The organism is Citrobacter sp. MGH 55, assembly GCF_016906145.1.
Taxonomy (GTDB): Bacteria; Pseudomonadota; Gammaproteobacteria; order Enterobacterales; family Enterobacteriaceae; genus Citrobacter_A; species Citrobacter_A amalonaticus.
The window spans coordinates 4,726,546-4,737,446 of the sequence record NZ_CP070239.1; the positions used below are offsets into that span (position 1 = coordinate 4,726,546).

A 10,901-nucleotide genomic window follows, 5' to 3' on the forward strand; every position below is an offset into this window, starting at 1 on the left:
GTTACGCTCCCAGCGTGGAGCCGCCGTCCACCACGATGTCCTGCAGCGTAATGTGGCTGGCCAGATCGGAGGCAAGGAACAGAATGGTGTTAGCGATCTCCTGCGGTCGGGCAATTTTGCCTAAAGGAATACCGAGCTTAAACTGCTCACCAAAGCCGCGAATGCGCTGCTGTTCCGCATCATCACTGACCCACAGCATGCGCTGCATGTCAGTATCCGTTGATCCTGGCGACACCAGATTACAGCGCACTCCGCTGCCCGCCAGTTCCAGCCCGACGGTCAGCGCCAGACTTTTCAGCGCCGCCTTCGACGCCCCATAGGCGCTCATGCCTATACGTGGCGTATGCGCGGCGTCTGAAGCCACGGTCACTATCGCCCCACCCCGCTGATGGCGAAACTGCGCCATCGTCTGCTGGAACAGATTAAAAGCACCTCCAACGTTAACTGCAAACGTCTGCTGCCAGTCGCGCGGACTCAGCGCGTCGGTCGCGCCCATGCGTAAAATCCCGGCAGCATTCACCAGCACGTCCAGCCGGTCGGTTTGCACCAGCAGGCGCTGACAGACCTCAGCCACCTGTCCGGCATCCGCCACATCCATCACCTCGGTAACAAACGGGTAATCCTGCAAAGTGAACTCACGATCGAAGCCCGTGACCTGTGCTCCGGCCTCAACAAACGCCAGCGCCGTGGCATAACCAATGCCTTTACCTGCGCCGGTGACCCACACCGTTTTGCCGTGAAAATCGAATCCAGCCATCAGCGCACCTCACGAGAGAGTAGCGCCCACCAGGCATCAATGGTCGGGTTTTTCGCCAGCATCACGAAGTCGATATCACCATGCACTTTCCGCCAGCGTGCTGCCAGCGCCATCATCCGTACCGAGTCGAGACCGTAATCGATCAGGTTCTCGTCATCCATCGGTTCATCGGACTCATCGAGCAGCGGTAAAATCAGCGCGCGCAGTTCATCTTTGCTGGTTGGTACCGGCGCGGGCAACAACTCCTGAGTCATTACGACGCGACCTGAACGTCCCGCAACATACTTCAGCGACATCAGGTGCTCTTCACGGCTAAAGTCGGCCAGCGCGTCCGCTACCATGAACGGCTTGATATCGCGCATAAAAGCATCCGTCGCGGTGGTCATGCAACCAATGTGCGCATATACCCCGGTGATAATCAGCTGATCGCGACCGGTTTCTTTCAGCATCAGTTCCAGCGGAGAACGGTGAAACGCGCTGTAACGCCATTTCACCAGTACATTATCAGCTTCATCCGGCGCCAACGCGGCAACCACTTTTTGCTGCTCTGGTGAGCGTGTCAGTCCCGGCCCCCACATGTCGTTAAGCAGGGCACGATCTTCATCGCTCTGCTCCTTCGGCTGTGCGGTGTAATAAACCGGAATATTATGGACTTTACAGTAATTGCGCAGCGCGGCGATATTGGCGATCACCTGTTCCATCATCGGACAGTTTTCACCCCAGAAGCTGACGAAGTAGTCCTGCATATCGTGGATCAGCAGCGCTGCACGGTCCGGCTCGAACGTCCAGTTGACCTTATTGACCGGAATATCGAGCGCGGTTGGCAGCGCGTAAGCCTGCAGTTTAGGAATTGCCATTGCGTGTTCTCCTTCAGGCCGAACGTGTTGCCAGCCACTGACGTAATTGTTTTTTATCGACTTTACCCACCGGGGTCAGAGGCAGCGCCTCAACGGTTTCCACCCGGTCCGGTAACTTGAATTCAGCGACGCCCTGCTCACGCAGAAAGCGGCGAACCTGTACCGCGCGCAGCGGTTCTTTCACCACCAGATACGCGCAGCTTTTCTCCCCCAGCAGCTCGTCTTCCATACTGACCAGCGCCGCATGGATCACCGCCTGATGACGCAGTAACAGGTTTTCGATCTCTTCCGCGGCAATCTTCTCGCCGCCACGGTTGATCTGATCTTTCTCTCGTCCCTGAACGGTGATGTAGCCATCCTCGTCGATGGCGATCAGATCGCCTGAGCAGTAAAAACCGTTGTCGTCAAATGCGCTGGCGTTATGCTGCGGGCTTTTGTAATAACCGCGGAAGGTATAGGGACCACGTGTCATTAGCCGTCCCGTTTCCCCTTGTGGCAGCGGGTTGCCGTCGGCATCTGCCACCCACACTTCATCATCCGGACACATCGGACGCCCCTGGGTATTGATTACCCGCTCCGGGTTGTCGTCGAGACGGGTATAGTTCACTAAACCTTCCGCCATTCCGAAAACCTGCTGCAACTGGCAGCCGATTTCGGCTGGGATCCGCGCCGCCAGGGATGCGGAGAGGCGCGCACCGCCAACCTGTAACAGCTTCAGCGAAGCCAGTTGCGCATTGCTGCCCCATTCATTAATCGCCTGTAACCACAGGCTGACCGCTGGCGGCACCAGCGCCGTCGCGTTGATCTGATGTTTTTCAATCAGCGGGAAGCACAGCGTGGCGCTCGGGTCCGCGGCCAGTACGACCGTTCCCCCCGCCAGAAATACGCCCAGCGATCCGGGTGAACTCATGGCGTAGTTATGCGCAGCAGGGATGGCGCATAAAAAACGCGTATCGGCGGTGAAGTGACAGATTTCATTACTACGACGCACGCTGTAGTAATAGTCGTTGTGGGTTCGCGGGATCAGCTTCGGCGTCCCGGTCGTGCCGCCAGAGAGCTGGAAGTACGCCACCTCATCCGCAGGCGATGGCGTAGTGGTAAACGCGTCTGCCGGCTGGTTTATCGCCGCTTGCAGGCAGTGCTCGCCACTGTCATTGAGCAGATGCACCACGCGAATAGAATTATGCTGAGCAATAAACGTATTCAGAAAATCATTGTCGGCAAACAGCGCGTGCTGACGATCGGCAATCAGCAGCGCGGGCTCGATCTGCGTCGTATACGCGGTAAGTTCGGTGCGTTGATGACTGAACAGCGCAAGCACGGGCGCGACGCCAAGCTTCAGCAGCGCAAAGAACGTGATATACAACTCCGCCACGTTGCCCAGTTGTACCAGCGCGGTTTCGCCGGATTTGATCCCCTGACGGCGCAGCGTACAGGCGAGGTTATCCACCGCCTGGTTCAGTTCACGATAGCTCAACTGGCGCTCACCCTCGATGACCGCCGTATGGTCGCTTTCTGCATGGCGGGTCAAAATATCCGTCAGCGGCAGATCCTGCCAGTAGCCTTTTTCGCGGTACCGACGGGCAAATTCGTCAGGCCACCGGGTGAAAGGAATGCTCATCATCGCTCCTTAATGCAATCCAAAAACGTTCAACATGGTGGAAAGTTTGACGCCGGTTTCACGCCATTCCCCCACCGGTGAAGAGGCCGGGACGATCCCTGCGCCTGCAAACAGACGCACCTGGTTTTTCCGTAATGTCGCGCAGCGGATGGTCACTACCCACTCTCCGTTGCCTTCGGCGTCACACCAGCCGACGATGCCACCAAACAGTTCGCGATCAAACGGCTCCAGTTCGGCAATCAGTTGTTTTGCCACCTGATGCGGGAAACCGCTCAACGCAGGCGTCGGGTGCAGCAGACAAGCCAGCGTCAGGGCGTTTTCTCCGGCATTGGCTGTGCCTTCAAACGGCGTGCCGAGGTGCCAGAGCGTGGGCGTGGTGATGAGCTGCGGTGAAGACGGTAGTTGTAGATCCTGACAGCGATCGCGCAGTACGGTTTTCATCGCCTGCGTAACCAGCTCATGTTCATGGCGATCTTTTTCAGAGGCCAGCAGGCGGTTTCCGGCTTCCCGATCCAGCAGGTCATCAGGCTGACGGCGCGCGGAGCCCGCCAGCGGCAGCGAGCTGAAGCGATCGCCTTCTTTGCGCAGCAACAATTCTGGGCTCGCGCCGAGCAAAATGCCGCCATCGCGCAGTGGGACATGGAAGTTGTAACTAACCGGGTTTTGCGCCACCAAACGTTCCAGCAGCGCACCGCTGTTGATCTCAGCGTCGGTGGTGATGTCAATCAGTCGTGACAGCACCACTTTGTCGACTTCAGGCGTCGCTGTCAGCGCAGCGGCGCGCGCGACCATCGCTTCGAACGTCTCCTGCTCGGGAATCGCGTTACGCGCCGTGACGTTGAGTGTTTGATGATCGGTAAAGTAACGTGATGATCGCTGCTTTTCCTGACGAGAAAAGGTCTGCCAGCGCTGAGGAATAAACAGCGACGATGGCTGGCGAGTATCGAACGGAATCGCCCCCACCATAACCGGGTTTGCGATACCCTGCGCTTTGGCATCGGTGAACAGTGCGTGTAATTTTTGTTGGAAGGGGCTGTCTGGCGAATCACCGTTAATGGCGGGTTCATCGAAGCGGGCGAAGCATCCTGACGTCGTGAAACTCCGATACGGCGACATAAAGAAAAAACACTGGGGTGCAAGTGTTGCCATGGTCTGCTGAACTTCCTCGGCCAAAGACGTATCCATATCATCCTCCAAAAATGATAAAGGTTTTAATAATGATTATCATTTATATTTTCGGGCGCTAACCTAAAAGCAAACAGGCGACATGTCAACTCTTGAGGTAGCACAATGTGCGACTAACGCTTGCATCCCTTACGCTTAATAATGAAAATGAGAAGCATTAATAACTCAGCACAGGAACTGATTTGTGAGACTGCCTTCCCTGCTCGTTACGCTCTTCGTTTTCGGATTCTCCTCAGCTCATGCGGCGGACTGGCCGCGTCAGGTGACCGACATTCGCGGCAACCATACGCTGGAACACAAACCTGAACGCATCGTCTCTACCAGCGTCACGCTGACCGGTTCATTACTGGCGATTGATGCACCGGTGGTCGCCAGCGGGGCGACAACCCCCAATAACCGCGTGGCTGACGATCAGGGTTTCTTACGTCAGTGGGGCGACGTGGCAAAAGCACGCAAGTTGACGCGCCTGTATATTGGTGAACCGAACGCCGAAGCGGTGGCAGCACAAATGCCCGATCTCATTCTGATTAGCGCGACCGGCGGCGACTCCGCCCTGGCGCTGTACGATCAGCTCTCGCCTATTGCCCCGACGCTTATCATCAATTACGACGATAAAAGCTGGCAGTCGCTGCTGACGCAGTTGGGCGAGATTACCGGCCAGGAGAAACAGGCCTCCGCACGTATTGCCGAATTTGATAAGCAGCTAACCATCGTTAAGCAGCAGTTGACGTTGCCGCCACAACCGGTGAGCGCGCTGGTCTACACCGCCGCCGCCCACAGAGCCAATCTGTGGACGCCAGAGTCTGCGCAGGGAAAAATGCTGGAGCAACTCGGCTTTACGCTGGCAACGTTGCCTGGCGGACTGCAGCCCAGCCAAAGCCAGGGGAAACGTCACGATATCATTCAGCTTGGCGGTGAAAATCTGGCGGCCGGACTGAACGGCGAGGCGCTGTTCCTGTTTGCCGGTGACGAGAAAGATGAGCAGGCGATCTACGCCAACCCACTGCTGGCGCACCTGCCTGCAGTACAGAACAAGCGCGTCTACGCCCTGGGCACCGAGTCTTTCCGTCTGGATTATTACAGCGCGATGCAGGTGTTAAACCGTCTCGCCACACTGTTTTAATTGTCATTACCGGATGGCGGAGATAACGCGTTATCCGGCCAGTCTCATACTATGCCGGTTCCGGCGGCGTTTGCCGGAATCGACGTAATTCACTGAGTAACAGCAGCAGTAGCAGTCCCACAATCACCAGACCAAAGCCGCTAACGCTCGCCGACGCCACCGGCGTCATGATCGCTCCCAGACCGCCTAATAACGCCGCACCAATGGCGTCCCCGGTGACGTTTTGCGCCGTCCACAAACCGTTGATGCGCCCTAACATATTTTCCGGCGTCTGCGTTTGCAGCATCGTGTACTGCAACAGCGAACTAATAGCGCTCAGCCAGCCGAATAGCGCCAGACACACCACGCCTAACGCCCAGACGGGCATCAGGGCAAACAGGCCAATCGCCAGAAACGACCCGATGGTCGTGGCCAGCATAATTAACCCCGGACGCAGGCTGTGCGCCAGTTTCCCGCTGGTGAGCGCGCCAACCGCCGCCCCAAGCGGGATGGCGGCGTACAGCATGCCAATCTGTGCCGCTGACATCTGCCAGCTAATCGCCAGTGCCGGATAGAGCACGCGCACAGCGCTTGCCATCGTCATCAGGCCGCCGAGCAGCGCAATACCGCCGACAAGCGGACTGGCAAGCAAGAAGCGAAACGCCGCGAGTAGCGCATTCAGCGGATGTTCACGCGGCTGTGGCGGTGGCGGCAGTGCCGGAAGACTTAACAGCGGCAGTAAGGTGATAAAGGTACCTGCCGCCGCCAGACCGTAATTCCAGGCCACACCGCCGGTGGCGAGCAACAGCCCACCCAGCATGGGCGAAATCACCGAGCCCAGACGCACGGTCAGCATGGTAATCGCCCCTGCCTGCATCAGGTTTTCACGCCCCACCAGCGCAGGCGTCGCCGCCAGCAATGCCGTCACGCCCAGCGAGGCAAAAAAGCCGTCCCACAGACCCAACAAATAAATGGCAATCAACGAAGGCTCCGGCAGCATGGCGTTCAGGCACAGACCGATGAAGCCAATACCGCAGGTACCGCGCGCCAGCAGGATCACTTTTTTACGTTCATAGCGATCGGCGAGGACACCACCGACCATCAACCCGACAAACATCGCGCTGCCGGTCAGCGTTACCGAAAGCCCCACCTGCCAGGTGGAATGCGTCATCATCTGGATCTGTACGGGTACCGCGACGCCGAGCAGTCCGAGCGAAACAATAGAGATAAAACGGGCCAGGAAGACCGCGCGAAATGCCGGGTGTGTCTTCAGCAAACTGAGGTTCAGCAGCCAGGATTGTCGATTCATTACAACGCCTTAATGCGATCTTTTTTTCATTATCCATTCAATGGCTGCACATGCTAACATAATCAAATAAGATCGATAACGATAATTACTATCATTATCAGGGAAGTTGATATGTCATGTTCTGTTTCCGTGACGCGTGCCCTTGCCGTGCCCGGATTGTTGTTATTACTGGTTATTGCCACGGCTTTAAGTCTGACCATCGGTGCAAAATCCTTACCCGTCTCCGTGGTGATGGAAGCGCTCACCGGCACCTGTCAAAGTGCCGATTGCACTATCGTGCTGGACGCCCGCCTGCCGCGAACGCTCGCAGGATTGCTGGCCGGAGGCGCGCTGGGACTCGCCGGGGCGTTAATGCAAACGCTCACCCGCAATCCGCTGGCCGATCCTGGGCTGCTTGGCGTCAATGCCGGAGCCAGTTTTGCCATCGTGCTGGGGGCAGCGCTGTTCGGCTTTTCCACACCGCAGGAACAACTGGTGATGGCCTTTATCGGCGCGCTGGTGGCGTCACTGATTGTGGCGTTTACGGGCAGTCAGGGTGGCGGTCAGTTGAGCCCGGTACGTCTGACGCTGGCGGGCGTCGCGCTCGCCGCGGTTCTGGAAGGTCTCACCAGCGGTATTTCCCTGCTGAATCCTGACGTCTACGATCAGCTTCGTTACTGGCAGGCCGGTTCACTGGATATCCGCAATCTGCAAACCCTCAAGGTGGTTATTCTGCCGGTGCTGATAGCCGGTACCACTGCGCTGATGCTCAGTCGGGCGTTGAACAGCCTGAGTCTGGGAAGTGATACCGCCACCGCGCTTGGTAGCAAAGTCGCGCGTACGCAACTGATTGGTCTGTTAGCCATCACCGTCCTGTGCGGGAGTGCCACGGCGATTGTTGGGCCGATTGCGTTTATCGGCCTGATGATGCCGCATATGTCGCGCTGGCTGGTTGGTGCCGACCACCGTTGGTCGCTCCCGGTGACGCTTATCGCCACGCCTGTTCTGTTGCTTTTTGCCGATATCATTGGCCGCCTGATTGTTCCCGGCGAGCTGCGCGTGTCAGTTGTGAGCGCCTTTATTGGCGCTCCGGTGCTGATCTTTCTGGTTCGTCGTCGTCCGCGAGGTACCGCATGATGTACGTATCGCGTCGCCTGCTGATCGCGTGCCTGCTGCTAACGGTCGGCAACCTGATCTTCGCGCTCTGGGGTCTGCGCAGTGGCGCAGTGACACTGGAAACCTCACAAATTATTGCTGCTTTTACCGGCGATGCGCCGCGCAGCCTGACGATGGTAGTGACCGAGTGGCGCTTGCCACGCGTGTTGATGGCGCTACTGATTGGCGCGGCACTCGGCGTCAGTGGAGCAATTTTTCAGTCCCTGATGCGTAACCCGCTCGGCAGCCCGGACGTGATGGGCTTTAACACCGGCGCCTGGAGCGGCGTACTGGTCGCGATGGTGCTGTTTGGCCAGCATCTGACGGCTATCGCGCTGGCGGCGATGGCTGGCGGGATCCTGACGTCACTGGTGGTCTGGCTGCTGGCCTGGCGTAACGGTATTGAAACCTTCCGTCTGATCATTATCGGCATCGGCATTCGTGCCATGCTGTTTGCGTTTAACACCTGGCTGTTGTTGAAGGCTTCGCTGGACACGGCACTGGCTGCCGGATTGTGGAATGCCGGATCGCTTAACGGTTTGACCTGGGCGAAAACCTGGCCCTCCGCGCCGATCATTATGCTCATGCTGGCAGGCGCCGCACTGCTGGTACGGCGCATGCGTCTGCTGGAAATGGGGGATGACAGCGCCTGCGCGTTGGGAGTCAGCGTAGAGCGCTCGCGGCTCGCCATGATGCTGGTCGCCGTGGTGTTAACCGCAGCCGCCACTGCGCTGGCCGGGCCGATTTCCTTTATTGCGCTGGTTGCCCCACATATCGCCCGTCGCCTGAGCGGCACCGCGCGTTGGGGATTAACCCAGGCCGCGCTCTGCGGCGCACTGTTACTGCTGGCAGCCGATTTGTGCGCACAGCAACTGTTTATGCCTTATCAGCTTCCGGTGGGTGTCGTCACCGTGAGTATCGGCGGTATTTACCTTATCGCCTTGTTAATTCAGGAGTCCCGCAAAAAATGACCGAATCAGTAGCCCGTTTGCGTGGCGACCAGTTAACGCTGGGTTATGGAAAGTTCATCGTTGCCGAAGACCTCAACGTCACTATTCCCGATGGTCATTTCACGGCCATAATCGGACCCAATGGCTGCGGGAAATCGACGCTGTTGCGGACTCTCAGTCGGCTGATGACCCCGGCAAACGGTCACGTCTGGCTGGACGGTGAGCCGATTCAGCGCTATCCCAGCAAAGAGGTCGCTCGCCGCATCGGTTTGCTGGCGCAAAATGCCACGACGCCAGGCGATATCACCGTGCAGGAACTGGTGGCGCGTGGGCGCTATCCGCATCAGCCGCTGTTTACCCGTTGGCGCAAAGAAGATGAAGATGCCGTGACGCAGGCCATGCGCGCCACTGGTATTACGCATCTGGCCGGGCAAAGTGTGGATACGCTATCCGGTGGTCAGCGTCAGCGCGCGTGGATAGCGATGGTTCTGGCGCAGGAAACGTCAATCATGCTGCTCGATGAACCAACCACCTGGCTGGATATCAGTCATCAGATTGATTTGCTGGAATTACTGAGCGAACTGAATCGCGAGAAAGGCTACACCCTCGCCGCCGTGCTGCATGACCTCAACCAGGCCTGTCGCTATGCCACTCATTTGATCGCGCTGCGTGAAGGAAAAATTGTCGCAGAGGGCGCGCCGAAGGAAATTGTCACCGCAGAATTAATTGAGAAAATCTATGGGCTGCGTTGCATGATTATCGACGACCCGGTTGCGGGCACACCGTTGGTGGTGCCACTGGGCCGCCGTTAACCGCTGGCCGGAAGGCGCAGAACCTTCCGGTCGGCAATCAGACCAGACGTTCGTTGATCGTGGCGTCATCCCGTTTACGCGATACCATTGCATGCTGGAGAAGTACGCCACCGCAGGCCACAATCCCTCCCAACAGTGCCGCCAGCACGACCACGATCATTCTACCCGGCCCCTGTTTTTTCACCGGTAATGAAGGCTTAAGCTGATATTTGAACGGCGAAAATTTCACGTCCTGAACATTGACGGACTCCAGTTGTTCAACATAATACTGCCGGTTTTTTAGCTCCGCATTCAGTTCAGCCACATCCGTGACTGATTTTTCAATCTCCAGCTTTCGCTGGATCCCATCAGCGCCCAGAGAAATAGAAAAATCAGGATCGTCTTTCACCGCCTGGCCATTACTGTAAACCGGCTTTTTAATTCCGGCGGCATTTGCAATCTCCAGAGAATAATTGAGTCGTTGAATATTGGTATCCAGCTGATTTTTAAGTTTGACGCGCTCCAGAGCCAGACGCTCTTTCTCAAAGCGGGTTTTAACCTCCAGCTGATTGCGAATATTTTCCAGCGAGTCCTGCACGACTATCTCAGAAATAAACTGGATATAGCCCGCCAGGACCTGTTGCGCCTCTTCTTTGGCTGGAGCCGTAAAACTCAGCACCCATGACGTGTACAGTGCTGTTTCATTTTTCTTTCCGACATTGCTGTCTACCGCGCTCATCTTTTCGCTCAGCGCGACAATGGCCCGATGCAGATCCAGTTCATCGATTTTCGCCCCTTTTAACTGCTCCATCACATACGGTGACGAGCGTAAATATTGCTCCAGCAGTGAAGTTGACTGAAATTTCTTGATGAAGAGATTGAAGGTACTGTTACGATCCACATTGACATCGACATCCAGAACCCGTAATCCCGTCAGCGTTCTTTGCAGATCCTGCCACTGAATTGACTCAGCTGGCGTCACCACCGCTTCGCTGGTCCAGCGTTGTGGCAAAAAGAAAGTGACAAATAACCCGACGCACGCAAACGCGAGCGTGCACACGATAATGCGTTTTTTAGCCTGCCATAAAATATCAATCAGATTTACTAAATCGATTTCATTATGCTGAGTGTGAGGCAACGGAAAATCAGTAAGTTCCGTATTTTTACCCTGCTGAATATTAAGTGACGGCATACC

The 10,901-nt window shown here is 56.8% G+C and carries 10 protein-coding genes; 4 read left to right on the forward strand and 6 right to left on the reverse strand.

Annotation, left to right across the window (positions count from 1 at the left end; all coding sequences use genetic code 11):
* Window position 1: 1 nt before the first annotated feature.
* Genes entA through entC form a run of 4 tightly spaced genes read right to left on the reverse strand, consistent with a single transcriptional unit; the run spans window position 2 to window position 4,420 of the window.
* Complete coding sequence (gene entA / locus JTI98_RS19760) at window positions 2-757, reverse strand: 2,3-dihydro-2,3-dihydroxybenzoate dehydrogenase EntA (RefSeq protein WP_216081701.1); 756 nt, start codon at window positions 755-757, stop codon at window positions 2-4.
* Window positions 757-1,614, reverse strand: coding sequence for an isochorismatase (locus tag JTI98_RS19765; protein WP_044326716.1), 858 nt, complete (start codon window positions 1,612-1,614; stop codon window positions 757-759). Before JTI98_RS19765 ends, entA begins: the two co-directional genes overlap by 1 nt.
* A 13-nt stretch (window positions 1,615-1,627) precedes the next feature.
* Window positions 1,628-3,235 (reverse strand): (2,3-dihydroxybenzoyl)adenylate synthase EntE, encoded by a 1,608-nt coding sequence (gene entE, locus JTI98_RS19770; protein ID WP_216082272.1) that lies wholly within the window; start codon window positions 3,233-3,235, stop codon window positions 1,628-1,630.
* 9 nt (window positions 3,236-3,244) lie between these two features.
* Window positions 3,245-4,420, reverse strand: coding sequence for an isochorismate synthase EntC (entC, locus tag JTI98_RS19775; RefSeq protein WP_216081702.1), 1,176 nt, complete (start codon window positions 4,418-4,420; stop codon window positions 3,245-3,247).
* Between the two features lie 184 nt (window positions 4,421-4,604).
* Between entC and fepB the strand changes: the two genes are divergently transcribed.
* Complete coding sequence (gene fepB, locus JTI98_RS19780) at window positions 4,605-5,543, forward strand: Fe2+-enterobactin ABC transporter substrate-binding protein (RefSeq protein WP_043001460.1); 939 nt, start codon at window positions 4,605-4,607, stop codon at window positions 5,541-5,543.
* A 49-nt stretch (window positions 5,544-5,592) separates the two neighbouring features.
* Here the strand turns inward: fepB and entS are convergent, their stop codons facing one another.
* The gene (gene entS, locus JTI98_RS19785; protein ID WP_216081703.1) at window positions 5,593-6,831 is read right to left on the reverse strand and encodes an enterobactin transporter EntS; all 1,239 of its coding nucleotides are present in this window, start codon (window positions 6,829-6,831) and stop codon (window positions 5,593-5,595) included.
* Between the two features lie 111 nt (window positions 6,832-6,942).
* Between entS and fepD the strand changes: the two genes are divergently transcribed.
* The 3 genes from fepD to fepC are packed head-to-tail and all read left to right on the forward strand — an operon-like array spanning window position 6,943 to window position 9,727.
* On the forward strand, window positions 6,943-7,947 hold the full coding sequence (gene fepD / locus JTI98_RS19790) for a Fe(3+)-siderophore ABC transporter permease (RefSeq protein WP_044326712.1): 1,005 nt from the start codon (window positions 6,943-6,945) through the stop codon (window positions 7,945-7,947).
* Window positions 7,944-8,936, forward strand: a complete 993-nt coding sequence (gene fepG, locus JTI98_RS19795; protein ID WP_109739989.1) for an iron-enterobactin ABC transporter permease — start codon at window positions 7,944-7,946, stop codon at window positions 8,934-8,936. The genes fepD and fepG overlap by 4 nt, the downstream gene beginning before the upstream one ends.
* Window positions 8,933-9,727 carry an iron-enterobactin ABC transporter ATP-binding protein gene (gene fepC / locus JTI98_RS19800; protein WP_216081704.1) on the forward strand — a complete coding sequence of 265 codons (795 nt, stop codon included), beginning with the start codon at window positions 8,933-8,935 and terminating at the stop codon, window positions 9,725-9,727. Before fepG ends, fepC begins: the two co-directional genes overlap by 4 nt.
* A gap of 37 nt (window positions 9,728-9,764) precedes the next feature.
* Here fepC and wzz(fepE) read toward each other — a convergent pair whose 3' ends face one another.
* The gene (gene wzz(fepE) / locus JTI98_RS19805; RefSeq protein WP_216082273.1) at window positions 9,765-10,898 is read right to left on the reverse strand and encodes an LPS O-antigen length regulator Wzz(fepE); all 1,134 of its coding nucleotides are present in this window, start codon (window positions 10,896-10,898) and stop codon (window positions 9,765-9,767) included.
* Window positions 10,899-10,901: the final 3 nt, after the last annotated feature.

Excerpts from the sequence above, each read along its gene's own strand:
- entC (WP_216081702.1), bottom strand. The coding sequence starts at position 4,420 with ATGGATACGTCTTTGGCCGAGGAAGTTCAGCAGACCATGGCAACACTT.
- entE (WP_216082272.1), bottom strand. The coding sequence starts at position 3,235 with ATGAGCATTCCTTTCACCCGGTGGCCTGACGAATTTGCCCGTCGGTAC.
- JTI98_RS19765 (WP_044326716.1), bottom strand. The coding sequence starts at position 1,614 with ATGGCAATTCCTAAACTGCAGGCTTACGCGCTGCCAACCGCGCTCGAT.
- entS (WP_216081703.1), bottom strand. The coding sequence starts at position 6,831 with ATGAATCGACAATCCTGGCTGCTGAACCTCAGTTTGCTGAAGACACAC.
- fepC (WP_216081704.1), top strand. The coding sequence starts at position 8,933 with ATGACCGAATCAGTAGCCCGTTTGCGTGGCGACCAGTTAACGCTGGGT.
- fepD (WP_044326712.1), top strand. The coding sequence starts at position 6,943 with ATGTCATGTTCTGTTTCCGTGACGCGTGCCCTTGCCGTGCCCGGATTG.
- fepG (WP_109739989.1), top strand. The coding sequence starts at position 7,944 with ATGATGTACGTATCGCGTCGCCTGCTGATCGCGTGCCTGCTGCTAACG.
- entA (WP_216081701.1), bottom strand. The coding sequence starts at position 757 with ATGGCTGGATTCGATTTTCACGGCAAAACGGTGTGGGTCACCGGCGCA.